This is a genomic window from Duganella sp. S19_KUP01_CR8 (assembly GCF_036688705.1).
In the GTDB taxonomy this organism is placed as follows: Bacteria; Pseudomonadota; Gammaproteobacteria; order Burkholderiales; family Burkholderiaceae_D; genus Rugamonas.
Map to the genome: position 1 here is coordinate 21,625 of NZ_JAQQPR010000012.1, position 24,752 is coordinate 46,376.

The following is a 24,752-nucleotide window of genomic DNA, read 5'->3' on the forward strand; positions in this document are numbered from 1 at the left end:
CCGCTTTATCTCCGCCGCGTGAAGATTTGTAAAGTTACCAACATCAACATATAATCAAGCCGCGCCACGGCACGCCCCTGCCGAAACCCGGAACCCACTTGAAAAAACTAACGCTCAGCGCCGTTGCGGTTGTCACGATCGCCCTGGTCATCACCTTCGGCTCGCCCTACATCGCCCTGTATCAAATTCGAACCGCCGTCGCCGAACGCGACGCGGACGCCATCTCCGATCATGTCGACTTCCCTGCCCTGCGGGAAAACCTGAAAGGCCAGGTCATGGGCGGCATGATGGCGGCGATGGATACGCCGGAATTGAAGTCCAACCCGTTCGCCGGCGTCGGCCAGGCGCTGGGCGCGGCCATGGTCGGACCGATGATCGATACGCTGGTCTCGCCCGCCGGGCTGATCGCGCTGATGCAACGCTCTTCGACGGCGTCCGATACCGCCGCCGGCCCGTCCGCTGCCAGCGAAAAGCCGAACTATAAATTGTCGTTCAAAGGCTGGAGCAAGGTGATCCTGCAGCGCGCCGACACCGATGGTTCCGAAGGCGCGCTGACGCTGCGCCGGTTCGGGCTATGGAACTGGAAGCTGACCTCCATTGAAATACCCGCCGACGCATGGAAAAGGTAGTCGACTCCAAACAGAGTCCCAGAACGGCCCGCTCGCAGACGCGACCGGGCCGTTTTTAGTAATCTTTCCTAAACTGCGCCATACCGGCATGCGTTTCTCGAGTTTTGTCGCCCGGGTGGGTGAGAATAGCCAACCAACGGCTCTCAAAACCCAACAATGAAACCTGCCCATCTCCTGCTACTGGCCTTGGCCGCCCCCCTCGCCCAAGCTCGCGACACCAGCGTCAGTTCGCCCGATGGCGCGCTGGTGGTCAGCGTCAGCGACGACCGCGCCACCCCGACCTATCGCGTCAGCTATCGCGGCGTGCCGGTCATCACGCCCTCCCACCTGGGCATGGTGTTCAAGCGCGGCGCGTCGTTTGGCGAAGGCTACACCATCACCGCCACGGCCAGCGACGAGGCCGACACCACCTGGACCCAGCCCTGGGGCGAGCGCAAGCTGGTGCGCGACCAGCACAACGAGCTGCGCGTCGACTTTGCGCGCGCGCTCGACGCGCGCAGCAAATTCACGGTGCGCTTCCGGGTGTTCAATGACGGCATAGGCTTCCGCTACGAAGTGCCCGAGCAGCCAGGCATGCCGGGCGAGATCGAGATCGTCGACGAAACCACCGAGTTCCAGATTCCCGAGGCCGACAAGACACGCGCCTGGTGGATCCCGGCGCGCGCCTGGCGCGGCCTGGAATACCTGTACCGCTCCACGCTGCTGAAAGACGCGCCGCACGTGGAAACGCCGTTCACACTGCGCTTGCCGTCCGGCGTGCACCTGTCCATCCACGAAGCCGCGCTGACCGACTACGCATCGATGACGCTGAACCAGCAACATGACGGCGTGTTCAAGGCCGACCTCACGCCGTGGTACGACGGCAGCCGCGTCAAGACCCGTGGCGCGTTCAAGACACCGTGGCGCACCGTGCAGGTATCGCCCGACGCCAAAGGCTTGCTGAACTCGGACCTGATCCTCAACCTCAATGAGCCGAACAAACTGGGCGACGTCTCCTGGGTCAAGCCGGGCAAATATGTCGGCATCTGGTGGGCCATGCACCTGTGGCAGAAGACCTGGGCCTCGGGTCCCAAGCACGGCGCGACGACGGCGGAGACCAAGCGCTATATGGACTTCGCCGCCAAGTACGGTTTCTCCGGCGTGCTGGTGGAAGGCTGGAACGTCGGTTGGGACGGCGAATGGCAGGACAACGGCGACCGCTTCAGCTTCACCGAACCCTACCCGGATTTCGACATGCGCCAGATCGCCGCCTACGGCAAGAAGCTGGGCGTCGGCCTGATCGGCCATCACGAGACCTCCGGCGCGGTATCGCACTACGCCGGCCAGATGGACGGCGCTCTCGACTACTACCGCGACCACAACGTCACGCAGGTAAAGACCGGCTACGTCACCGACAACGCGCGCATCAAGCGCGTGGATGCGGAAGGCGTCACCCGCTACGAATGGCACGACGGCCAGTACATGGCCGGCGAATACCTGCATTCCGTGGTGGCGGCGGCCAAGCGCCACATCAGCATCGACACCCACGAGCCGATCAAGGACACCGGCCTGCGCCGCACCTATCCCAACTGGCTCACGCGCGAAGGCGCGCGCGGCCAGGAGTACAACGCCTGGGGCTATCCGCCCAATCCGCCCGAGCACACGGCGCTGCTGCCCTTTACCCGCATGCTGTCCGGCCCGTTCGACTACACGCCCGGCATCTTCAACCTCAAGCCGAACGGCGAGCAATCGGAGAACCGCGTGCGCTCCACGTTGGCCAAGGAACTGTCGCTGTACGTGGTGCTGTATAGCCCGATCCAGATGGCGGCCGACCTGCCCGAAAACTACGAGGCGCGCCGCGACGCCTTCCAGTTCATCGTCGACGTTCCGGCCGACTGGGAAGAGAGCCGCGCCATCGCCGGCGAAGTGGGACAGTTCGTGGCCATCGCCCGCCAGCAGCGCGGTGGGCGCGACTGGTTCCTCGGCGCGCTGACCAACGAAACGGCGCGCAAGCTCGATCTCAAGCTCGACTTCCTGGCGCCGGGCCAGCGCTACCAGGCCGAGATCTACCGCGACGGCCCGGACGCGCACTGGGAAACCAATCCCTACGCCATCGTCATCGAAAAGAAGGCCGCGCAGCGCGACCAGACGATGACGCTATGGCTGGCGGCCGGCGGCGGCGCCGCGATCCGCTTCAAGGCGCTCGACTAAGTTGTTCGACTAAAGCGGTGTTTACTAAAACCGCACTAAACTCTGCGGCCCGCGCCGCCCTTGCCTCGCCGCCGCAGGCTTCAAATGCTATAAACAACAGAACAACAATACCAACTGGAGACGCTCAATGACGCAACACCGCACCACCGGCCAGCTCGCGCTCAGCATCGCGCTGGCCATGACCAGCATCTGGGCCACCGCCGCCGCACCCGCGCCCGCACCGGAACCGGGCTTCCCGGTCAATACCTTCATCGGCACCCAGGACGACGGCAACACCTTCCCCGGCGCCTCCGCCCCTTTCGGCATGCTGCAACTGAGCCCGATCGGCGAGCATTACGCCGGCTGGCGCTACCTAGACCCGAAGATCCGCGGCTTCGGCCACTTCTTCCTGTCCGGCGCGGGCTGCTGGGAACAGGGCGGCCAGTTGTCGGTGCTGCCGGTGACCGGCGACATCGGCCCCGGCGCCAAGTTCGACACCACCAAGCCGGCCAGCTTCGACCAGAAGAAGTACGCGTCCAGCTACACCCATGACGGCGAAGTCGGCACGGCCGGCTACTTCAAGATCAAGCTCACCGACTACGACGGCATCGTCGCCGAAACCACGGCGCTCACGCGCGCCGGCGCCGAGCGCTACACGTTCGCGGACAACGTCCGCCAAGGCCATGTGCTGGTCAACGTCGGCCAGGCCAACGAACGCCATTCGGTGGTCGGCAGCACCTTGCAGGTGGTGGGCGACCGCGCCATCGAAGGCAAGATCGTCACCAAGAGTTTTTGCGGCGGCGCCCAATACGCCACCTGGTTCCGCATGGAGTTCGACCGTCCCTTCAGCACGCACGGCGTGTGGAGCGATGCCGGCGGCGCAGCCGGCACGCGCGGCCTGAGCCAACAAGGCGACAGCCGTCCGCACGGCGCATGGTTCACCTTCGACCTGAAAGACGGCAAGGCCGTTACAGCCATCAGCGCCATCTCCCACGTCGATGCCGAAGGCGCGCGCCGCAACCTGCATGCCGACGCCTACGCAGGCACGCAGCCGCGCAGCTTCGATGCGATGCGCGAGGCCTCGCAGCGCGCCTGGCAGCAGGAACTGAACACGGTGCGCATCGGCGGCGCCGACAAGGACCAGCGCACGGTGTTCTACACCGCCCTCTATCACGCGCTGCTGCAGCCCTTGACCGGCAATGACGCCGACGGCCGCTATCGTGGCTACGACGACGCCCTGCACAACGCCAACGGCGCCACCTACTACGAGTTCTTCTCGCTGTGGGACACCTACCGCGCCCACAACCAGTTGCTGGCGTTGCTGCGCCCAGAACGCGCGCGCGATATCGCCGATTCGGTGCTGAAGACCCGCGAGCAAGGCGGCTGGCTGCCACGCTGGGGCTACGCCAACTTCGAATCGAACGTGATGACGGGCGACCCGGTGACGCCTTTCCTGGTCGACCTGTGGCGCTTCGGCGCGCTGAAAGGCCAGGAGCAGCGCGCCTACACGGCGCTGCGCGAGAACGCCTTCGGCACGCCGCCATTCGGCAGCCGCAGTGAAGGCCGGGCCGGCAATCCGAGCTACCTGGATAACGGCTACGTGCAGTACGACCGCGCCTTCCGCGCCAAGGGCATGGATGTCGATCCACACCACGGCGGCTCCGCCACGCTGGAATATGCGCAGGCCGATGGCGCGCTGGCCTACATGGCCGAAGCGCTGGGCAAGCACGACGACGCAGCGTTGTTGCGCAAGCGCGCCGGCAACTGGCACAAGGTGTGGGACGAAGCGGCGAACGACAAGGAACTCGGCTTCAAGGGCTTCCCACGCGCGCGTATGACCGATGGCAAATGGTTTGCAGAACTTGACGGCAGCTACAGCCCGCGTTCCGAGCACGGCTTCCACGAAGGCACGGCGTGGCAGTATCAATGGCTGGTGCAGCAGGACGTGGGCGGCATGGTGGCGGCCATGGGCGGACGCGCGCAAACCGCGCGCCGGCTCGACGCCTTCTTCGCCTACGACGCCTTGCGCAAGAACCCCTACGAGGCGGTGCGCAAGGATTGGGTGATGGGGCCGTACAACTACTACAGCCAGTATCGCTACAACCCGAACAACGAGCCTGACCTGCACGCGCCGTGGATGTACACGCTGGTCGGCCAGCCGTGGAAGACCAGCACCGTGTTGCGCGCGGCCGAAACGCTGTTCACCAACGCGCCGAACGGCGTAACAGGCAACGACGACCTGGGCACCATGTCGGCTTGGTATGTATTCAGCGTGCTGGGTCTGTATCCGTCGATGCCGGGCAGCGGACACTTCCTGCTGCACGCGCCGAAATTTGCCAGCGCCGAGATTGATGTAGGCAACGGCAAGACCCTGCGCATCAACAGCAACGCGGCCAGCGGCAAGGCGCCGATGGCGATCGAGCAGGTGCGCTGGAACGGCCAGCCACGGCCGCAGGTTTGGCTGGACTGGGAGCAGCTCAATGCCGGTGGTCAGATCCAGATGAAGCTGGGCAGCGATGCCGCCGCCCAAACCTGGGGCACACAAGCGGATGCCCTGCCCGCCGATCTGCGCGAGCCGCAGCGACCGTAACCGTCGTTCCCGCGTAGGCGGGAACCCATACGTCGCGTGGTCATAGGCGAAGTATGGATTCCCGCCTGCGCGGGAATGACGAGTTACGGCGCCGGCGCCTTCCAATACCGGTTGATCCACTCCCCATGCGTCGGCATAGCCGCAACAGCCTGCGCTAACGTCGCGCGCATGCCCTCGACGTATTGCACCAACTTCTCTTCCGGCATATCGTCCACGATCGGGTGGTAACTCTGCGGTATGATGCGCTGCCCCAGCATCACCTGCACCCAACTAGGCAGCGCGAAGAAATCCTCGCCGTTGCGGAAGTAGCGCCCGTCACTGCGGAACAACTCCATCGCCTCCTTCAAACTGTCCGGAACGGACATGGTGCGGCAGTAATCCCAGAACGGCGTGTCGTTACGCTCGGTCGCGTGATAATGCAGGATCAGGAAATCGCGAACCCGCTCGTACTCAAACGCTGATTCGCGGTTGAACCGCTCTGCCAGCAAGGGATTGAAATCGCGGCCAGGGAACAACGCCAACAAGCGGCTAATGCCCGACTGGACCATATAGATGCTGGTCGACTCCAGCGGTTCCAAAAAACCACTGGCCAATCCCAGCGCCACCACATTCTTGTTCCAGAATTTCTTGCGCATGCCCGGCGTGAAGCGCAGCGGGCGCGGCTCGCCCAGCGGCTTGCTGTCCAGGTTGGCCAACAGCGTCGCGGCGGCCTCGTCGTCGCCGAGGTAACGGCTCGAATACACATAGCCATTGCCAGTGCGGTGCTGCAGCGGAATGCGCCACTGCCAGCCCGCCTCGCGCGCGGTGGCGCGCGTGTACGGCGTGATCGGATCGACGCGCTCGCTGGGCACCGCCATCGCGCGGTCGCACGGCAGCCAGTGCGTCCAGTCCACGTAGCCGGTCTTGAGCGTCTGCTCGATTAGCAGTCCACGGAAACCCGAGCAATCGATGAACAATTCGCCTTCGACCACTTCGCCATTTTCCATCCTCACCGATTCGACAAAGCCGTCATCGGCGCGCTGATTCACGCCGACGATCTTGCCTTCGATGCGCTGCACGCCACGCTGCTCCGACAGCTCGCGCAGGAAGCGCGCGTACAGGCTGGCGTCGAAGTGGTAGGCGTAGGCGATGTCAGCCAGCGGCGAATTAGGCGGCGCATTCCCATCGCCGGGCACGAACTTGCCCTGTGGCGCCATCACGGTCTGCAACGAGTAATCGCCGATCTCCGCCGCGCGGCCGGACTGGAACAGCTTCAGCCAGAACTGGTGGAACGGCAGCGGCCCCAGCGAACGGCCGATGACGCCAAAGCCGTGGATGTAGCTGTCGCCGATGCGCGACCAGTCCTTGAACTCGATGCCGAGCTTGACCGTGCCTTGGGTCCGTTTGACGAACTCGGTTTCATCGATGCCCAGCATCTGACTGTTGAACATGCGGATGTGCGGAACGCTGGCTTCACCGACGCCGACGATGCCGATTTCCTCGGACTCGATCAGGCGTACCGAAGCCTGCTTGCCCAAATAGGTGGCCAGCGCCGCAGCCGCCATCCAGCCGGCGCTGCCGCCGCCGACCACCACCACGCGCTTGATACGGTTGTTTATCATTTTTCGCTATCCCTTGCAGAAGCAAAAAAGTCGGCGGTTGCCAAAACAGGCAACGCCGACGGGAACCTCCCCTCACGCCAGCGGGCGCAAGGGGGCGGGAGGAAGATATCAGAACTTGTAGTTCAAGCCAAAGTACGCGATGCGGCCGGTGTAACCGTTGGAGTAGAAGCGATCCTTGGTGTCGCTACCCAGGTGGGAACTGGTCTCTTCCTTGGTCAGGTTCAGCACCGAAGCGGTCAGGCTCAGTTCCTTGGTCAGGTTGTAGGCCACGTTCACGTCGATCTGGCTGTAAGGATCCGAATACACGTTCAAGCCGTTGACCAGGCCGTTCACAACTTCGCCGCGACGGTTGTACGAAGCGCGCAGCAGATACTTGTCGGTTTCGTAGAACACAGTGACATTGGCCTGGTTCTTTGCGCTGCCGACCAGCGGCGACTTGCCGATTTCGGTGCCGTCGCCAAGGGTGATGGCCGCCTGGTTGGTCTTGTTGTACGTGTAGTTGACCTGGAAGCCGAGGCCGGAATCGAGCGTGTGCTGCACGTACGTCTCGATACCCTGCGACACCCCGTTACGGCCACCGGCCGTGGTCGAGTAGTTCTGCACCGTCACGGTCTGGCCGCCGACATTCATGGTCACGTCGCGCACCACCGGCACCGAGAAGTTGCTGACGTTCTTGCGGAACAGGTCGGCGCCAACCACGGAACCGCGGTGGAAGTACCACTCCAGGCCGATATCGAGCTGGGTAGCCTTGTACGGATCCAGCTGCTTGTTGCTGCCTTCGCCGAACCAGCCCTGCTTGTCGCCGCCACCGATCAAACGGCGGTCGTTGACGTATTCCTGGCTGTAGTACTGCAAGCCGCCCGGCGACGCGATGTCGCCATAGCTCGGCCGCGACACCACCTTGGACGCCGCCACGCGCAGCAGCAAGTCCTTGCGCACATCGTAGGCCAGGTTGAGGCTAGGCAGCACGTCGGTGTAGCTGCGGTCGAGCGAACTGAGCACGAACGACGAGTTGCGCGCGGTGCTGTCCGGCAGCCTGGTGAAGCCGCTGGTGCAACCGGAGCCGGCAGGTGCGCCGACGGCTGGAGCGCCGCCCGCCTGGCAAGGCGCCGGGCTGCCATTGGCGCCGTTGAAGAAGTAGTCGTTGTAGTTGTCGACGCGGTCGGTCGAATCGGCATGCTGCTTGGTGCGCACCACGCGCAAGCCGACGTTACCACGCAGACGGTCGGTCTTGATGTTGGCCTGCAAGTACGTCGAGGCGATCTTCTCGTTGACGTTGTAGACGAAGTTGTCTTCGTTGCGGGTCTGCATAGCGCCGTAGGTCTGGTTCAGATAGGCGATGTAGGCCGGATAGTTAATCGCCGGGAAAGCGCTGGCGCTGATGCCGCCCGCCAGGTTGTCCAGCGACTGGCTGTACAGGAACTGCGGCTGGAACTTGTTGGCGGTGGAATCGCAGCCGGCCTGGTAGCGCTTGTCGTAGTTGGTCGGATCGGCACCCTTGCACACCCAATAGTTGTTGCCGGTGCTGCGGTGGGTGCCGCCGTCACGGTACTTGCCGCCGAATTGCAGCGAGTCCAGCCAGGTGGTGTCGGTGTGCCAGGTGAAATCGGCCTGGGCATATTTCTGCTCGGTGCTGTTGTGGGTCCACGACGAGCTGGTCGAACCGAGGTCGATCTCGCCTATGCCCTTCTGCAGGTTGGCCATCAGTTCCGGCGAGAAGGTCATGGTCGGCTTGCCGGCCGTGCTCCAGGCGCTGGCGTAGTTGCCGAGGGTCCAGCTGCCGTCCGCGTTTTGCAGGCGCGGCTTGATCGGCATGCCGAATTGCAGCTCCGGGCCGCCGCCGGCCCAGGTACGGCCGCCCTTGAAGGTGGCGTCCAGCGACGTGCCGTGCCATTCGACTTCGATGTCGGCGGTTTGCGACAGCGCTTTTTCGCGGTTGTAGCTGCCGGTGATCTGCGGCGTTGGAATGGTGCAATCGTCCGGACCGAAGCCGCCGGTGTTGGTCAGGCCGCCAGCCTTGGCCTGGTCGCCGCTGCAGTAGTAGGTCTTGCCGGCATGCGCGCTGTATTGCGCGCCGGTGACGATGGTGCCGCTGCGGTCGAAGGTCAGGCCGTCGAGCATGCGGCCGCCGGCCCAGTTGCCGTCGCCGTCGTAGCGGGCCAGATTCCACTCAGGAATCTTCAGCGTGTTGGTCTGCGAGTTCTGCGACAGGTCGAAGCGGAAGTAGTTACCGGTCACGGTCAGGTTGCGGACCGGCTTGGCTTGCAGGGTCAACTGGCCGCCCTTGCGCTCGCGGTCCTCGGTCTTGACGTCGAAGTTGACCGAGGTCGGCATCATGAAATTGGTGTATTTCTTGCCGCTCTGGTCCTTGAAGCCGGACTGGCCCCACCAGTAGCTGTTCATATTGGACGGCTTGCCGTTGACGTCGGTGGCCGGATGGGCGTCGTAATCGTCGCCATACCATTGCCAGTTTTCGGTGCTGGCGCCCATGGTGCGGGTGGTGCGTTTCTGTTGCGTGTAGCCGACCAGCACGCCGAAACGGTTGCTCTCATCGTGCCAGGCGTACTGGCCGGAGAACTGGCCGTCGGTCTTCTTGCTGGTGTCGGCCCAGGTGCCTTCGGCGGAAACGAAGCCGGTGCCCGACTTCACTTCCAGCGGACGGCGGGTGTGCAGGATCACCGTGCCGCCGATGCCGCCTTCGTCGATGCGCGCTTCCGGCGTCTTGAACAGTTCGGCGCTGGACAGCATGTTGGCCGGCATCAGCATGTAGTTGAAGGAGCGGGTCGGATCGCCGTTGGACTCGGCCGTGGCGATGTAGTTGCCGTTCAACTGGGTCAGGGTCAGTTCCGACGACAGGCCGCGGACGCTGACGTTCTTGCCCTCGCCGCCGCTGCGGTCGATGATCACGCCAGGCACGCGCTGCAGCGCGTCGGCCACGTTCTTGTCGGGGAACTTGCCGATGTCTTCGGCGGTGACCACATCGACGATGGCGTTGGCGTTGCGCTTCTGGTCGAGGCTTTTCTCGATCGCGTAGCGGTAGCCGGTGACGACCACGGAGTCGATCGGCTTGCCGTCGGCGGTTTTTTCGGCCGGTTTATCGGCGGACGCGGTTTGCGCGTGGGCGCTGGATAGGGTCATCAGGCCGAGGCTCAAGGCCGTGGCGATCGGCGTCTTGGTCCAGCGGCGCTGGCGCGCAGCGTGAGGGGTTTTTAACGTCATGTGCTGTCTCCTGGTCGTGTGCCCTACGAGGGGCTGTATTTATTATTTGGCGGCAGCAGGCTACCGCATTGCAACACGAGCCCTGATGATTTCCTAAACGGCTCAAAAGCCGCTTGCATATCGATGGGGACCGCATTCCAACCAGAAAGATTTATACAGAAGAAGCGATGGTGGCTCTACAAACTTTCAAAGTTTGCACGAAGTTTAGCGTTGTTTAGGAAACAAGAGAGGTGGGAGGGCGATAGTCGACTGCCGGGCGACGCCGGGGGCGAGATTCGGTGGCTCGCCACGCACGGTGGCAAGGCTTCCCCGGGCCTCGCACTACAGACTCAAAAATCCACTTTATAGCGACAACTTTTATCCGGGCGACACAGATGTAATCAATTATGCTTACACTTCACTCACTAAATCGACCACCGGAGGTGCGGTGAAACAGAGCGAGTTTGTCAGATGGCTCAAGCAGTGCGGCGCGACTTTCGATGATGGGACCAACCACGTGAAAGTCACACTGAACGGCAAGACCAGCTTTCTGCCAAGACACCCGGCGAAAGAACTTAAAACCGGGCTTGTCGAAGGCGTGTTGGCGCCGATCTAATATTGACCCAAGGCGCCGATCCAAATATGACCCAGGGCGGGACGCTACATTTTTGAGTAGCAGCTGTGGATAGGTGTACCAAATATTGCGACTAGCGAGACTCAAACCGGGACCTGTCTTTATCATGAACAGGGTCTTTGCTTGGCCAGCCCCATCCACCGAATTGCGTTTGCCGATAATCTTCATATGCCTGACTAATTTCGTAGGCCGAATTCATCACAAAGGGACCATCTTGGATAACCAGTTCGCCAATGGGCCTTCCCTGCAACATGAGAAGCTCGCTTACCTCTGAACCATTGATTAATTCCATCGGTTCGTCGCAAGACACCTCGACTGAGGTCAACGCGTCAACCTGATGCCCGCCCATCAACATGCCCTCGCCCATGAAGTAAAACAGCTGCCTACGTGTGCCACTCCCCGACGCCGGCGGCAGCGTCCATTTTGCGTGAGGAGACAGTTTGATGGTCCAAATTGCCAAGTCAGAGTCTGGCGCGCATGCCCAGGAATCGTTGGGTGGCGTTGGGGGAGACTTAGGGAACTCTTCGCCAGGACTCCCAACAATGCACCGAATTTCAACACAGCCAATTTTGTCCTGAATTTGGTAGACCGGAATATTCTCGGCCCAGAGCATCTTGAAGTCCGGCGCCACCATCTTGCTGCGGGCGGGCAGATTGAGCCATATCTGAAAAAGCTCAAGAGGATTCGGCGCTTCGCGGTTCAGTAGCGGAAACATTTCAGAATGATTGATACCTCTTCCGGCAGTTAGCCACTGGACATCGCCCGCTGCATAGCGTGCGCTATTGCCCCTCGAGTCAGCGTGGTCCACCACGCCCTTGCGCAGAATGGTGATTGTCTCGAAGCCCCGGTGTGGATGCGCCGGAAAACCTGGAACTTTACGGCCGTAGTACATACTCCAATTGGCCGTACCGTCTGAATCCCCGTCCATGGAGCTATTGGGGTGAGCCGTATCAGGCCCGAGGTCGTCGTTCCCGGATGGGTAGTTGTCCACGTGGTACGCGCAGATTAGGAAGGGGTCAATCGTTTTCCATGGCGACCCAAGGGGTTCAATTTTTAGGATTGTGGAAGTCATTTTGAGCATTCGAAGGGCGCTGCGCAGAGAATTGGCCGCAAGTTAATTTGAAGAAGTGGAGCTCGGCGCTTGCCTTTGTAGGCGTCCCATAGAGGTTCCGCTTGGCGAAGTCTATAGGCATTAGGCGCTCGCGGAATCGCAAAAAGCGCTCTCCCGCGCCAACCGAATCGTCAATGCCGCATTTAACTCGGTGGACAGGAGCCTCGATGCCCCAAGGCTCCTGTTGAGTAGCCTTACCCCAATTTGACCAGGTTCTGAAGGACCAACGGGCCGCCTTTCTCGAGCAAAACACCGCCTTCGTTAAGCTTTCCCAGCATGATGGGCGCGAAGCCGAGGTCCGCTACCAACTGGACAGCTGCTGCGGTAGCGTTGGCATCGTTGCCTGCGACAAACATAACGCGACGACCACTACCTTCGGCAGGCGGTGAAGCAAGGAGTTTTGCCGGCAATTGATTCAGCGTTTTGACTACGTTGGCGCCAGGGAATGCCGCTGCAACGATATCGCTTGAGGCTCTGCCCGCAAGCACTTCTGGTGGCACACCATAGGTGTTCATAGCATCGACAATGGTCTTGCCAGCCCAATTCAAGGCTGCAGACGCTACTGATGTGTGTGCGAGAAATGGCACGGCCAGAATGATGAAATCAGCCTTGATTGCATCTTGCAGGCTTAATGCCGTTACGTTGCTTCCAAGTTCGCTTGCGAGCTCGGCCAGAGAGTCCGGGCCACGGGTGTTGGCGATGCCAACTGGGATGCCATTGCGGGCGAATTGACGGGCCAATGCTGTACCAACGTTGCCGGAACCGATGATGGAATAGGTCATGATAATTTCCTAAAGAGTTATGAGATTTTTATGCAGGGATTGCTGCGATATCTTTCAATGCTTGGGATACGGCAGCTTCTTTGGCCTCTGGACCAAAGGCGATGCCTTCTGCGCGTACAACTGTCACGTCCGTGATCCCCAAGAAGGCCAACAGCCCGATGAGGTAACTCTCTTGGTGTTCCAACGCTGCGGCGGGACTACCAGCCGAATAGACACCTCCACGCGCCGACGCGATGAAAGCACGCTTGTTCTTCAACAAACCCTCAGGGCCTGTCGCCGTGTATTGAAAGGTCTTGCCGGCGATTGCGATGCGGTCGATCCACGCCTTCAGCGATGTAGGAATCGACAGGTTGTACATCGGTGCGCCGATTACGATGACGTCCGCCGCGAACAGTTCATCCATGTAGGAATTGCCTTTAATAAGGTCTGCCATCATGGTAGCGTCATCCACAACGGCTCCCTGGAAAGCAGCCATGTGCGCCCCGGAAAGGTGCAAGGCCGGGTCGGATGCGAGGTCTCTCGAAACGATGGTGAGGTCCGGATACTGCGCATGATAGCGGGCGACGATACCGGCGGAGAGTTGGCGGCTCACGGAAGCGGCGCCAAGTACGCTGGAATCAAGATGAAGGATATGCATAGTTTGCCTCGGCTTTAGGTAAATAATTTATCGAATGGATTACTGTTTGACCGCTTCGACTTGCACTGCGAGCTTCACACTGTCGGGGATGCCCATGTCTACACCCCAACCCATGCCCCATTGGCTGCGCTGGATAGTGGTTTCGAAATCGCCACCGCACACTTCGCGCTTGAGCATGGGGTTTATGTAGCAGTTGAAGTTGCTCGACTTCAGCATCACCGGACGCGTTTTTCCCAAGAGGGTAAGTTGCCCGACGACTTCGCTGACTTTATCGCCTGAGAAGCTGAAATTGTTTGCAACAAACTTCGCCTCTGGGAACTTGGCGGAATCGAAGAAGTTGTCGCTTTGCAGATGCTTATCGAATGGCACCGTGCCGGTGTTGATGGATGCGGTCTCGAGTGTCAACTCGACCTTGCCCGTTTTTGCTGCCTTGTCGAGGACGATGGTCCCCTGCTTCTTGTCGAAACGACCTCGATTTGTCGATGTCCCAAAGTGCGGTACTTCGAAAGTCACGAAGGTATGTGTTGGGTCAATGGTGTAGGTCGCCACCTCGGCATGAGCGGTGCTGAGTAGAGCCGAGCTGGCCAGAGCGGCAGCGATAAGAGTAGTACGCATGAAAATCTCCTTTAGAAAATGATAGGGAACGGGGTTTGCAATGAGACTCATGATGCGCGGCATTGGAAGATTAGAAAAGATGATATATTGAGATGTGAACCATCTATTTTTGGGATGGATTGGGAGTGACTATGCTGGACGGTGTGTCGTTAGACCAACTTAGAACCTTTATCGCTGCTGTGGATGAAGGCAGTTTTTCGGCGGCAGCCAGAAAGCTAAACCGGGTCCAGTCTGCGGTTAGCGGCTGGGTCAGCTCTCTGGAGGAGCAGATCGGAGTGGTGCTGTTCGATCGCACTGGTCGGTTCCCGAAACTAACCGCCGAAGGCGTTCTGTTATTGGCCGATGCTCGCCACATCGTTTCGGGAGTGAATACACTAAAGGCCAGGGCTAAATTGATGGCGGCTGGGCTTGAAGCTGAGCTCTCTGTTGTTGTGGACGTCTTCTTTCCGACCCATGCCGTCAGTGCGACCGTGAAAGCATTTGCGGAAAAGTTTCCATTCACGCCGCTGCGGCTTTTTGTAGAAGGACTTGGAGCCGGCTATCAGCCTATCCTGGACGGACGCTGCAGTCTCGGTATTTTGGGCGCACTTCCTGGCGTATTCCCCTCACTTGTCAGTGAACGATTAGGGGAAATACCTCTAGTAGTCGTCGCCTCGAAAGAGCATCCTCTTGCACAGTTCAGTGGACGAATTCCTAAGTCCGAGCTTGCAAAGTACGTGCAATTAGTTTTGACGGACAGGTCAGAGCTATCGGCGGGGCGAGACTATGGTGTGATGTCGCCATCCACGTGGAGATTGGCCGACCTTTCGACCAAATACGCTTTTCTGAAGGACTCAGTGGGGTGGGGCAGCATGCCGCTTCACTTAGTAGAGCAAGACATAGATATCGGGGCATTGATCGTGTTGGAAGTAGACGACATGCCACGTTCCGGCTATCCATTGGCAATGTCCGCTGTGCATCAAGCAGCTGCTCCTCCAGGGCCTGCTGGACGGTGGTTTATTGACCATCTTAAGGGCTGGTCAGCAGGACAGTCGCCGAGTTTTGAAACAGCAGTTGTGGATAAGTGTACAAAATAGCGAATTGCCCTCTCTTTACTGCGCCGCAATTATTTATTTAAACGATTTATACCATTACTCACATCAACTGCAGCGCAATTTTTAGAACGGCCCCTCCGGGGATGCTCCTTTCCCACCCTTGCACCTTTGCTCCCTGGCCTTGATGCGCCCTTTGGCATCCATGCTGCTTTGCTGGAAACGGAAAGATTCGTTCCCTGTTTCGACGATATGACAGTGGTGAGTCAGTCGGTCCAGCAGCGCCGTGGTCATCTTTGCATCGCCGAACACGCTCGACCATTCGGCGAAGCTAAGGTTGGTTGTGATGATGACGCTGGTGTGCTCGTAGAGCTTCGACAGCAGGTGGAACAGCAAGGCGCCACCGGCTTGACTGAACGGAAGATAGCCGAGCTCGTCGAGGATCACGAGGTCCATGCGCATCAGAGACAAAGCGATACGTCCCGCCTTGCCTTCACGCTTTTCCCGCTCCAGCAGGTTGACCAGGTCGACTGTCGAGTAGAACCGGACCCGCTTGCCCTTCGAAGCGATGCCCGATACCGCGATGGCAGTGGCAAGGTGGGTTTTGCCGGTTCCGGGTCCGCCAATCAGCACGGCGTTCTGCGCCGTATCGGTAAATGTCAGCGTGGCTAGCTGCCGCACCAGTGCCTGATCGACTTCCGATGAATCGAAGTCGAAGCTGGCCAGATCCCGGTGGACAGGGAACTTCGCCGCCGTCATTTGATGGCTGACCGAACGCATGGCACGATCCGTATACTCGGCGCGCAGCAGATGTTCGATGAGCCACTTGGAAGACGCCACCGAGTCCTCTCCTTGCGCCAGCAAGTCCGTCCAGGCGCTGACCATGCCATGCAGGCGCAGGTCCTTCAGTTCCTTCGCGACGTCATGCATGGTCGACCTCCTGCGCGCTGTTCGCCGCTTTGTCGTCGATGGCGCGCAGGCTGTCGTAACGGCTGGTATTGGCCACCGGCGCCTCCTTCAGTTGCAGACTTGTTTCTACGCTCGCCGGCGGCGGTGTTGCGTTGAGCCGCGCCAGCACGTTCTCGACATGCTCAACGCTGAGTACGCCGGACTCGTTCACCAGCTCCACCGCCACCAGCACCGCTGGCAAGCCTGCCGTGGGTACGGCGGCCAGCACCTGTGCCATCAGGCGATCGCCGCCTGCATGCCGCATAAGGCCATGCTTGAGTTGCATCAGTGGCGCCGGCAGGTCGGCGAACGGCCCACCGTTGCGCAGCGCTCCTGGCTTGCGTTCGACCAGCGGGATGTAGTGCTGCCAGTCGTAGCGCACACAGCCTCGGTCGGCCAGCCGCTCATGGCTGGCGATGATGCTCACACGCGCTGGATACAGGCGCACACTGACCATGTGCCCGGCCAGTTCGCAAGGCACCGAATAGCGATTGCGGTGCACGGTGACCGGACAGGTGCTCGACACGCGCGCCGGCTTCTCAACATAGCCGTCGAACGGAGTGGGCATGGGCATCATCTGCGCTTGCTCCTGTTCGAGCATATCGGCTACGCTCAAGGTTGGATATTCCGGGTGACGCAATTCACTCCATAGCGCCTTGCAGCGCTCGCCCAGCCAGGCATTGAGTTCCGCAAACGAGCAGAATTGGCGACTCTGCGCATCGAGCCAGATCCGGCGGCGGCTGTCCTGTACGTTCTTCTCGACCACGCCTTTTTCCCAACCCGAAGCGCGATTGCAGAAGTCAGAGTCGAACAGGTAGTGCGAACACATCGAGGCAAAGCGCGCATTGACGATGCGTCCCTTGCCCTTGTTGACCTTGTCGACCGCCGTCTTCATGTTGTCGTAGATTCCGCGCCGGCTGACCCCGCCCAGCGCTGCGAAGGAGCGGGTGTGCGCGTCGAACAGCATCTCATGGCCCTGGCTCGGGTAAGCGGCGAGCCAGAATGCCCGGCTGGCGCATAGCTTGAGGTGCGACACCTGAATGCGCCGGTAGATGCCGCCGATAACCAGGCCTTCCTCGCTCCAGTCGAACTGGAATGTCTCGCCCAGCTCGAAGGACAGCGGCAGGAATGCATGCGGCGCTTTACCCTCGGTGGCGCGCCAGTCGCGGATGAAATCGGTGACGCGGCTATAGCTGCCCGCGTAGCCGCTGGTCGTGATTTGCGCAAACAAAGCCTTGGCGCTACGCCGGTTCTGTTTGATGCGGTGCGCGTCGGCCTTGAGGGCTTGCTCCAGCACGGCGTGATAGGGACTCAACCTGGTCGGCTTCTGCTCCCGCTGATAGAGCGGCGGCGCCACACTCTCTTCGGGGACTCTGACCCACTTGCGCAGCGTATTGCGGGACAACCCCGTGCGCCTCGAAATTTCGTGCAGCGATAGCTTATCGCGCAAGTACATCCGTCGAACTTTGCCTAACATTTCCATGGTGATCACCTTTTTATCTCCTGCCCAAAAATTAGGCGGGAGTAGTAGAACACCTGGGTCAATTTTCAGTCGGCAGAAGGCCTATAGGTGGGTCAGTTTTCGGTCGGCGTCAACAGTACAGACTTGCAAAAACAACAAAGGCCAGTCCGAAGACTGGCCTAAGCTGTTGATTCTATTGGTCGGGGCGAGAAGATTCGAACTTCCGACCCCTTGCACCCCATGCAAGTACGCTACCAGGCTGCGCTACGCCCCGACGAATTTGGAATTATAGCAGCGGCTTTAAGTATTTGTCATGTTTGCTTTCACCTTCGATGCAACATCCTCTTCCCTGCGCAGGAGTAAGATACCTGCATGCCCTCCCCAGCCGAACTCACCGCCCTCAGCCAAGCCGCCGACCTCGTCAAACAGGCCGACGCCCTGATCATTGCCGCCGGCGCCGGCATGGGCGTCGATTCCGGCCTGCCCGATTTTCGTGGCAACGAAGGCTTCTGGCAGGTCTACCCCGCCCTCGGCCGCGCGCGCATGGAGTTTTCCAGCATCGCCACGCCCTACACCTTCCGCTCCGATCCGACGCTGGCATGGGGCTTCTACGGCCATCGCCTCCAGCTCTACCGCAACACCACGCCGCACGCAGGCTTCGCCCTGCTCAAGGCCTGGGGCGAAGGCATGGCGGCCGGCTACGGCGTATTCACCAGCAACGTGGACGGCCACTTCCAACGCGCCGGCTTCGACGCGCACCCCGTCCACGAATACCACGGCTCCATCCATCACCTGCAATGCATGGAGCCCTGCGGCCCGGATATCTGGAGCGCCGACGCCTTCGTGCCCGAAGTCGATATCGAAGCTTGCCGCCTGCTGAACGCTGCGCCGCTTTGCCCGCACTGCGGTGGCATGGCGCGGCCGAATATCCTGATGTTCGGCGACTGGGGATGGAACGAACGCCGCACGGTGATGCAGGAGGCGCGCCTTCAAAGCCTGCTGCAAACGGCGCAGCGCCCGCTGGTGATCGAGTTGGGCGCGGGCGCGGTGATCCCGTCGGTGCGCCACTTCGGTGAGCGCGTGCTTCGAAATCACAACGGCCGCATGATACGGATCAATCCGCGCGAACCGGATGTCGCCAGCCCGCTCGATGTGGGCCTGGCGATGGGCGCCCTCGCCGCCTTGACGGCGATCGACGCCCTGCTATAAACGATTTACACCAATTTGACGGCGATGCCGGACAGGCCGTCCACCTTGCCCACCAGCGTCTGTCCGCGCACCACGGCGCCCACACCTTCAGGCGTGCCGCTGAAAATCAGATCGCCCGGCGCCAGCGCGAACAGTGTGGACAAATTGGCGATGGTCTCGCTGATCGACCAGATCAGATGATCGATGGTGGCCGATTGCTTGGTCACGCCATCCACCTCCAGCTGGATCGTAGCGCGGTTGATGTCGCCCGCTTCGGCCGCGCGATGAATCAAGCCCACCGGCGCCGAGTAGTCGAAGGCCTTGCCGATTTCCCAAGGACGACCGGCGTCGCGCATTTTGAATTGCAGATCGCGGCGCGTCATGTCCAGCCCTACCGCGTAGCCGAAGATATGCCCGGCCGCGTCCTCCACAGCGATATTGCTGCCGCCCTTGCCGATGGCGACCACCAGTTCGCACTCATAGTGCAGGTTGTTCGTCACCTGCGGATACGGCAGGTCCAGCACCGCACCCGGCGCCACCGGAATGACCGCTTGCGCGTCATTCGGTTTGCAGAAGAAGAACGGCGGCTCGCGGTCCGGGTCGAAGCCCATCTCGCGCGCGTGCGCCGCGTAGTTGCGGCCGACGCAGTAGACGCGGCGTACAGGGAACAGATCGGCGGTGCCGGCGACCGGCAGGCCGACGATGTCATGGGCGGGAATTACGTAGGATGTCATGATGCTCCGATAGGCTGGAATGGGAGATCGATCATGGTACAACAGCCTCCGCCCGCGTGCAGCGGACGGAAACAATACGAGACAAATCAGGTCATCAGCAGCGCGCGCATGGCGACACGGAAGGAGTCCACCAGGCTGGCGCGGTTCATATTGGGCCGATACAGCGCGCGTATCGTCAGACCATGGAAATAGGAGATCAGCGTATCGAGACGGCCATCCAGCAGCACGTCGTCCACCGGCAGATTGCGCTGTTCGCGCCCACGCTTGACCAGTGCGCGCAACTGCACGCGCGAGACTTCTTCATTTTCGCGCAGCCTTGCGGCGATGACCGGATTGCGAGATGCTTCGGCAAACATCTCCAGCGGCACACTCCATGGCTGCGGGTCGAGCGACTCGTCGATGTGGATGGGCGCATCTTCCAGCATCGCTTCCAACGGATCGTCGCGCGTCGCCAGGTCGCGCAACAGGCTCGTTACATACTCGGCCTCGCGGTCGACAAAGGCCAGGATGATCGCATCCTTGCCGTCGAAGTAGTTGTAGATATGGCCAGCGCTCATGCCGGCCTGCTTGGATATCTCGGACATGCTCGCACCATGGAAGCCGCTGCGCGCAAAGCAGACGGCGGCCGCCTCCAGCACCTGGTTGCGCCGGTTCTGCGCGCGTTCCGGGTCGGTGCGTCGTTTTACGATGGGTGCGGTCATGGGGTCTTCCTTGGGTAACGAACTTGCCTGAGGCGGTACTGTGGCGAAGCGGACCATTTTTGTCAATTTATCAGCAGTCGAAGGCGGCTGGCGCGCAACACTCTGCGCCTGCCGCCCCGGCCACCTTAGCCGCGCTGCTGCGCGACTTCCGGCTGCCAGCCGCCGCCCAGCACCTTGTACAGGGTGACGGCGTTGCTGGATTTGCCCAGCCGCGCCGAGATCAGGCCCTGCTGCGCCGCATACAGCGCGCGCTGCGACACCAGCGCGTTCAGGTACGAGTCCGCGCCCTTGCGGTAGCGCGCCTCGTGGATGCGGAAGCTCTTGTCGGCCGCATCGACCAGCGCCTGCTGCGAGGCGATGCGCTCGTCCAGCGTGCCCCGCTGGGCCAGCGCGTCGGCCACTTCGCGGAACGCCACTTGGATCGCCTTCTCGTACTGCGCCACCGAGATGTCGCGATTGGCCTTGGCGATATTCAGGTTGGCGCGATTGACGCCGCCGTCGAAGATCGGCAAATTGATCTGAGGGATGAAGCTCCACGTCGACGATCCCGCCTTGAACAGGCCGGACAAGGTGCTGCTCGCGCTGCCGCCCGACGCCGTCAGCGATATGCTGGGGAAGAAGGCGGCACGCGCCACGCCAATGTTGGCGTTGGCGGCGCGCAGCGCGCGTTCAGCTTCCTGCACGTCGGGACGGGATTGCAGCAGGTCCGACGGCAAGCCGGCCGGTATCGCCGCCAGCTGCGTTACCGCAGCCTGCTCGCCGGTGGGCAGCAAGTCCGCAGGCACGCCGCTGCCAACCAGCAGCGTCAGCGCATTCTGGTCCAGCGCCACTTGCGCGGTGTAGACCGCCATGTCGCTGCGCGCCGATTCCACGCTGGTCTGCGCTTCGTACATATCGACGCCGGAGGTGACGCCGGAATTGAAGCGCTTCTTGCTCAGGTCATAGGAGGTCTGCTGGCTGCGCAGCGTTTCCGCCGCCAGCTTCAGGCGCTGCTGGTCGGCGATCAGCGTCAGGTAGGCGTTGGCCACCTCGGCCACCAGCGTGATCTGCTGCGCGCGGCGCGCTTCCTCGGTGCCGAGGTAGGTCTGCAAGCCGGCCTTCGACAGGTTGCGCACCTTGCCGAAGAAGTCCAGCTCATACGACGCCATCGCCAACCCGCCGCTGTACTGGCGGTTGATGGCCGCCTCGCCGGTGCCGGTCATGGTCGACGGCGTGCGTGATGCGCTCTGGCTGGCGTTGGCCGACAGCTTCGGCAACAAGGCCGCGCTGTCGATGTTGTACTGCGCCTTGGCCTTCTCGATGTTGAGCACCGATACGCGCAGGTCGCGGTTGTTGGCCAGCGCCAGCGCGATCACCTTGCGCAGACGCTCGTCGGCAAAGTATTCGCGCCACTGGATTTCGGATACCGGCTTGGCGTCGGCCGCCGCTGCCGGCACACCTTTGTAGGCATCGCCGGAAGGCCAGGCTTGCGCCACCGGTTGCGCCGGACGTTCATACACCGGCGCCAGACTGCAACCGGCCAACATCGCCAGAGCAGCCATGGTGAGTAAAGATTTTTTCATGATTTTATCCACAATCAGTGCGCCTCCAAAGCCGCAACAGGAGCGGCGGCCTTCTTGCTGAAGTAACCGCGCACCAGTACAAAGAACACCGGCACAAAGAAGATGCCCAGGAAGGTAGCCGACAGCATCCCGCCCAACACGCCAACGCCAATCGCGTTCTGGCTGCCGGAACCGGCGCCGCTGCTGATCGCCAGCGGCAGCACGCCGAGGCCGAAGGCGATGGACGTCATCAGAATCGGACGCAGTCGCAGACGCACGGCCTGCAAGGTCGCCTGCTTCAGCTCCACGCCCTGCTCCTGCAGCTCCTTCGCAAACTCCACGATCAGGATCGCGTTCTTCGCCGCCAGGCCCACCACGGTCAGCAAGCCGACCTGGAAGTACACGTCGTTCGACAGCTTGAACACATACGTCGCCAGCACCGTGCCGATCACACCCAGCGGCACCACCAACAGCACCGAGAACGGGATCGACCAGCTTTCATACAACGCGGCCAGGCACAGGAACACGATCAGGATCGAGATCGCATACAGCTGCGTGGTCTGCGAGCCGGAGTCGCGTTCTTCCGTCGACAGGCCGGTCCACTCGAAGCCGATACCGGGCGGCAGCTTGGCCGCCATCTTTTCGATTTCCGCCATCGCGGCGCCCGAGCTCTGGCCAGGCGCCGGCATGCCAAGGATCTCGGTCGACGGCAGGCCGTTGTAGCGCTCAAGGCGCGGCGACGCATAAATCCACTTGCCGGTCGAGAAAGCCGAAAAAGGCACCATCTCGCCGTCTGCATTACGGACAAACCATTTACCCAGGTCTTCCGGCGACATGCGCGAATCCGGTTGGCCCTGCATGTACACCTTCTTCACGCGGCCACGGTCGACGAAGTCGTTGACGTAGGCACTACCCCAGGCGGTGCTCAGCACCTTGTTCACGTCGGCGATGGACAAGCCCAGCGCGGTCGCCTTCTGCTGGTCGACGGTGATCTTGTACTGCGGCGTATCTTCCTGTCCGTTCGGACGCACCGCCATCAGCACCGGATTCTTGGACGCCATGCCCAGCATCTGGTTACGCGCCGCCATCAGCGCTTCGTGGCCGACGCCGCCCTGGTCCTGCAGCTGCAAGTCGAAGCCGCTGGCGTTACCCAGTTCCAGCACCGCAGGCGGCGCGAAGGCGAACACCATCGCATCCTTGATCTGCGAGAAGCTGCCCATGGCGCGGCCGACGATCGCCTTCACGCGCTGATCGGCGCTCTTGCGCTCCGACCAGTCCTTCATGCGCACAAAGGCGATACCGGTGTTCTGGCCGTTGCCGCTGAAGCTGAAGCCAGCCACCGCGAACACCGACGCCACCGAATCCTTCTCTTCGTTCAGGAAGTGCTGCTCGACTTTTTCGATCACCTTCAGCGTGCGCTGCTGGGTCGCGCCGGTCGGCAGCTGGATTTGCGAGAACAGCACGCCCTGGTCTTCTTCCGGCAGGAAGGAAGTCGGCAAGCGCACGAACACGAAGGCCAGCACCGCCAGCAGCAACGCGTACATGATCAGCGAACGTCCGCTGCGATTCAGCAGCGCGCCCACCCAGCCCTGGTACTTCAAGCTGCTGCGGTCGAAGCTGCGGTTGAACCAGCCGAAGAAGCCGGTGTTGATCGCCGTATGGCCCTTGGCCACAGGCTTGAGCAGGGTCGCGCACAGCGCCGGCGTGAAGATCATCGCCACCAGCACCGACAGCACCATCGCCGAAACGATGGTGACCGAGAACTGGCGGTAGATCACGCCGGTGGAGCCGCTGAAGAAGGCCATCGGCACGAACACCGCCGACAGCACCATCGCGATACCCACCAGCGCGCCGCTGATCTGGCCCATCGATTTGCGCGTCGCTTCGATCGGGGACAAGCCCTCTTCCGTCATCACGCGCTCGACGTTTTCCACCACCACGATGGCGTCATCGACCAGCAGGCCGATCGCCAGCACCACCGCGAACATGGTCAGCGTATTGATCGAATAGCCCAGCGCCGACAGGATCGCGAAGGTCCCCAGCAGCACCACCGGCACCGCCATCGTCGGGATCAGCGTGGCGCGGAAGTTTTGCAGGAACAGGTACATCACCAGGAACACCAGGATCACCGCTTCCACCAGCGTCTTGACCACTTCCTCGATCGACAGCTTGACGAACGGCGTGGTGTCGAAGGCGATCACCGCCTTCATCCCGGCCGGGAACTGCTTCTCCAGCGATGCGACCCGGGCCTTGACGGCGTTGGCGGTATCGAGCGCGTTGGCGCCGGTGGCCAGCTTGATGGCGACGCCGGTGGCGGCCTTGCCGTTGTAGCGGGCCAGCACGTTGTAGTTCTCACTGCCCAGCTCCATGCGGGCCACGTCGCGCAGGTGCACGGTGGCGCCGCTGGCGGCGGTCTTCAGCAGGATCGCGCCGAACTGCTCAGCGGTCTGCAGGCGGCTCTGCGCGGATACGGTGGCGTTGAGCTGCTGGCCCGGCATGGCGGGCGCGCCGCCCAGTTCACCGGCCGAGACTTCGGTGTTCTGCGCGGTGATGGCGGCGGTGACGTCGGCCGGCGTCAGTTGATAGCTTTGCAGCTTGGCCGGGTCGAGCCAGATGCGCATCGCGTACTGGGCGCCGAACAGCGTGACGTCGCCCACGCCTTCCACGCGGCTGAGCGGATCGATGACGTTGGCGGCCACGTAGTCGCCCAGGTCGGCCTGCTTCATGCTGCCGTCTTCGGACACGAAGCCCAGCACCATCATGAAGTTCTTGGTGGCCTTGGCCACCACCAGGCCTTGCTGCGTGACGATGGCCGGCAGCAGCGGCGTCGCCAGCTGCAGCTTGTTCTGCACCTGCACCTGGGCGATGTCCGGGTTGGTGCCGCTCTTGAAGGTCAGCGTGATGCCGATGCCGCCGGTGCCGTCGCTCGACGAGGACATATAGCGCAAGCCGTCGATGCCCTTCATTTTCTGTTCGATGACCTGGGTGACGGCGTCTTCCACCGTCTTGGCGGAGGCGCCCGGATACGAGCCGCTGATCGAAATCGACGGCGGTGCGATGCTTGGATACTGCGCGACCGGCAGGCCGAGAATCGCGATCACGCCCGAAAGCATGATGACGATGGCGACGACCCACGCGAAGATCGGGCGGTCAATAAAGAAACGTGACATGGCGATGCTCC

General features: G+C 61.6%; 18 protein-coding genes and 1 tRNA gene. 6 read left to right on the forward strand and 13 right to left on the reverse strand.

Annotated features, from left to right (window positions below):
* Positions 1-98: 98 nt before the first annotated feature.
* The 3 genes from V6M89_RS13635 (at position 99) to V6M89_RS13645 (ending at position 5,388) form a co-directional block, all read left to right on the forward strand.
* Positions 99-629 carry a DUF2939 domain-containing protein gene (locus V6M89_RS13635; protein WP_332853675.1) on the forward strand — a complete coding sequence of 177 codons (531 nt, stop codon included), beginning with the start codon at positions 99-101 and terminating at the stop codon, positions 627-629.
* A 156-nt stretch (positions 630-785) separates the two neighbouring features.
* Complete coding sequence (locus V6M89_RS13640) at positions 786-2,819, forward strand: glycoside hydrolase family 97 protein (RefSeq protein ID WP_332853676.1); 2,034 nt, start codon at positions 786-788, stop codon at positions 2,817-2,819.
* A 127-nt stretch (positions 2,820-2,946) separates the two neighbouring features.
* Positions 2,947-5,388, forward strand: a complete 2,442-nt coding sequence (locus V6M89_RS13645) for a GH92 family glycosyl hydrolase (protein ID WP_332853677.1) — start codon at positions 2,947-2,949, stop codon at positions 5,386-5,388.
* A gap of 83 nt (positions 5,389-5,471) precedes the next feature.
* Here V6M89_RS13645 and V6M89_RS13650 read toward each other — a convergent pair whose 3' ends face one another.
* Together V6M89_RS13650 and V6M89_RS13655 are read right to left on the reverse strand one after the other, a co-directional pair.
* Positions 5,472-6,989, reverse strand: a complete 1,518-nt coding sequence (locus V6M89_RS13650; protein WP_332853678.1) for a tryptophan halogenase family protein — start codon at positions 6,987-6,989, stop codon at positions 5,472-5,474.
* 108 nt (positions 6,990-7,097) lie between these two features.
* Positions 7,098-10,208, reverse strand: coding sequence for a TonB-dependent receptor (locus tag V6M89_RS13655; RefSeq protein ID WP_332853679.1), 3,111 nt, complete (start codon positions 10,206-10,208; stop codon positions 7,098-7,100).
* 427 nt (positions 10,209-10,635) lie between these two features.
* On the opposite strand from V6M89_RS13655, the gene V6M89_RS13660 reads away from it, so the two are divergent.
* The gene (locus V6M89_RS13660) at positions 10,636-10,803 is read left to right on the forward strand and encodes a type II toxin-antitoxin system HicA family toxin (RefSeq protein WP_332853680.1); all 168 of its coding nucleotides are present in this window, start codon (positions 10,636-10,638) and stop codon (positions 10,801-10,803) included.
* A gap of 91 nt (positions 10,804-10,894) precedes the next feature.
* Here V6M89_RS13660 and V6M89_RS13665 read toward each other — a convergent pair whose 3' ends face one another.
* The 4 genes from V6M89_RS13665 to V6M89_RS13680 all read right to left on the reverse strand — a co-directional run bounded on the left by V6M89_RS13665 (position 10,895) and on the right by V6M89_RS13680 (position 13,966).
* Positions 10,895-11,893: a pirin family protein gene (locus V6M89_RS13665; protein ID WP_332853681.1), complete on the reverse strand. Its 999-nt coding sequence runs from the start codon at positions 11,891-11,893 to the stop codon at positions 10,895-10,897.
* 233 nt (positions 11,894-12,126) lie between these two features.
* Positions 12,127-12,714 carry an NADPH-dependent F420 reductase gene (locus V6M89_RS13670; RefSeq protein WP_332853682.1) on the reverse strand — a complete coding sequence of 196 codons (588 nt, stop codon included), beginning with the start codon at positions 12,712-12,714 and terminating at the stop codon, positions 12,127-12,129.
* A 28-nt stretch (positions 12,715-12,742) separates the two neighbouring features.
* On the reverse strand, positions 12,743-13,351 hold the full coding sequence (locus tag V6M89_RS13675) for an FMN-dependent NADH-azoreductase (RefSeq protein WP_332853683.1): 609 nt from the start codon (positions 13,349-13,351) through the stop codon (positions 12,743-12,745).
* 39 nt (positions 13,352-13,390) lie between these two features.
* Positions 13,391-13,966, reverse strand: coding sequence for a YceI family protein (locus tag V6M89_RS13680; RefSeq protein ID WP_102293749.1), 576 nt, complete (start codon positions 13,964-13,966; stop codon positions 13,391-13,393).
* A 131-nt stretch (positions 13,967-14,097) separates the two neighbouring features.
* Here V6M89_RS13680 and V6M89_RS13685 point away from each other — a divergent pair, with 131 nt between their 5' ends.
* Entirely contained in the window at positions 14,098-15,042 is a 945-nt protein-coding gene (locus V6M89_RS13685) for a LysR family transcriptional regulator (protein WP_332853805.1), read from the forward strand.
* Between the two features lie 81 nt (positions 15,043-15,123).
* On the opposite strand, the gene istB is transcribed toward V6M89_RS13685, so the two are convergent.
* The 3 genes from istB to V6M89_RS13700 all read right to left on the reverse strand — a co-directional run bounded on the left by istB (position 15,124) and on the right by V6M89_RS13700 (position 17,681).
* Positions 15,124-15,927, reverse strand: coding sequence for an IS21-like element helper ATPase IstB (istB, locus tag V6M89_RS13690; RefSeq protein WP_332853684.1), 804 nt, complete (start codon positions 15,925-15,927; stop codon positions 15,124-15,126).
* Positions 15,920-17,428, reverse strand: a complete 1,509-nt coding sequence (istA, locus tag V6M89_RS13695; protein ID WP_332853806.1) for an IS21 family transposase — start codon at positions 17,426-17,428, stop codon at positions 15,920-15,922. The genes istB and istA overlap by 8 nt, the downstream gene beginning before the upstream one ends.
* Positions 17,429-17,604: 176 nt before the next feature.
* Positions 17,605-17,681: transfer RNA gene (locus tag V6M89_RS13700), tRNA-Pro, on the reverse strand.
* A 98-nt stretch (positions 17,682-17,779) separates the two neighbouring features.
* On the opposite strand from V6M89_RS13700, the gene V6M89_RS13705 reads away from it, so the two are divergent.
* Complete coding sequence (locus V6M89_RS13705; protein WP_332853685.1) at positions 17,780-18,616, forward strand: SIR2 family NAD-dependent protein deacylase; 837 nt, start codon at positions 17,780-17,782, stop codon at positions 18,614-18,616.
* Positions 18,617-18,621: 5 nt separating this feature from the next.
* On the opposite strand, the gene V6M89_RS13710 is transcribed toward V6M89_RS13705, so the two are convergent.
* From V6M89_RS13710 to V6M89_RS13725, 4 genes are all read right to left on the reverse strand, one after another.
* A complete protein-coding gene (locus V6M89_RS13710) occupies positions 18,622-19,329 on the reverse strand; it encodes a fumarylacetoacetate hydrolase family protein (RefSeq protein WP_332853686.1) in 708 nt (235 codons plus the stop codon).
* Between the two features lie 86 nt (positions 19,330-19,415).
* Entirely contained in the window at positions 19,416-20,030 is a 615-nt protein-coding gene (locus V6M89_RS13715) for a TetR/AcrR family transcriptional regulator (protein ID WP_332853687.1), read from the reverse strand.
* 125 nt (positions 20,031-20,155) lie between these two features.
* Complete coding sequence (gene adeC / locus V6M89_RS13720) at positions 20,156-21,592, reverse strand: AdeC/AdeK/OprM family multidrug efflux complex outer membrane factor (RefSeq protein WP_332853688.1); 1,437 nt, start codon at positions 21,590-21,592, stop codon at positions 20,156-20,158.
* A gap of 14 nt (positions 21,593-21,606) precedes the next feature.
* Positions 21,607-24,741 (reverse strand): efflux RND transporter permease subunit, encoded by a 3,135-nt coding sequence (locus V6M89_RS13725; protein WP_332853689.1) that lies wholly within the window; start codon positions 24,739-24,741, stop codon positions 21,607-21,609.
* Positions 24,742-24,752 lie beyond the last annotated feature (11 nt).

What these genes read in the sequence shown, in the direction of transcription:
- V6M89_RS13725 (WP_332853689.1), bottom strand. Translation starts at nt 24,741, where the DNA reads ATGTCACGTTTCTTTATTGACCGCCCGATCTTCGCGTGGGTCGTCGCC.
- istB (WP_332853684.1), bottom strand. Translation starts at nt 15,927, where the DNA reads ATGCATGACGTCGCGAAGGAACTGAAGGACCTGCGCCTGCATGGCATG.
- V6M89_RS13670 (WP_332853682.1), bottom strand. Translation starts at nt 12,714, where the DNA reads ATGACCTATTCCATCATCGGTTCCGGCAACGTTGGTACAGCATTGGCC.
- adeC (WP_332853688.1), bottom strand. Translation starts at nt 21,592, where the DNA reads ATGAAAAAATCTTTACTCACCATGGCTGCTCTGGCGATGTTGGCCGGT.
- V6M89_RS13665 (WP_332853681.1), bottom strand. Translation starts at nt 11,893, where the DNA reads ATGACTTCCACAATCCTAAAAATTGAACCCCTTGGGTCGCCATGGAAA.
- V6M89_RS13685 (WP_332853805.1), top strand. Translation starts at nt 14,098, where the DNA reads ATGCTGGACGGTGTGTCGTTAGACCAACTTAGAACCTTTATCGCTGCT.
- V6M89_RS13650 (WP_332853678.1), bottom strand. Translation starts at nt 6,989, where the DNA reads ATGATAAACAACCGTATCAAGCGCGTGGTGGTGGTCGGCGGCGGCAGC.
- istA (WP_332853806.1), bottom strand. Translation starts at nt 17,428, where the DNA reads ATGGAAATGTTAGGCAAAGTTCGACGGATGTACTTGCGCGATAAGCTA.
- V6M89_RS13655 (WP_332853679.1), bottom strand. Translation starts at nt 10,208, where the DNA reads ATGACGTTAAAAACCCCTCACGCTGCGCGCCAGCGCCGCTGGACCAAG.
- V6M89_RS13710 (WP_332853686.1), bottom strand. Translation starts at nt 19,329, where the DNA reads ATGACATCCTACGTAATTCCCGCCCATGACATCGTCGGCCTGCCGGTC.
- V6M89_RS13675 (WP_332853683.1), bottom strand. Translation starts at nt 13,351, where the DNA reads ATGCATATCCTTCATCTTGATTCCAGCGTACTTGGCGCCGCTTCCGTG.
- V6M89_RS13680 (WP_102293749.1), bottom strand. Translation starts at nt 13,966, where the DNA reads ATGCGTACTACTCTTATCGCTGCCGCTCTGGCCAGCTCGGCTCTACTC.
- V6M89_RS13640 (WP_332853676.1), top strand. Translation starts at nt 786, where the DNA reads ATGAAACCTGCCCATCTCCTGCTACTGGCCTTGGCCGCCCCCCTCGCC.
- V6M89_RS13705 (WP_332853685.1), top strand. Translation starts at nt 17,780, where the DNA reads ATGCCCTCCCCAGCCGAACTCACCGCCCTCAGCCAAGCCGCCGACCTC.
- V6M89_RS13645 (WP_332853677.1), top strand. Translation starts at nt 2,947, where the DNA reads ATGACGCAACACCGCACCACCGGCCAGCTCGCGCTCAGCATCGCGCTG.
- V6M89_RS13715 (WP_332853687.1), bottom strand. Translation starts at nt 20,030, where the DNA reads ATGACCGCACCCATCGTAAAACGACGCACCGACCCGGAACGCGCGCAG.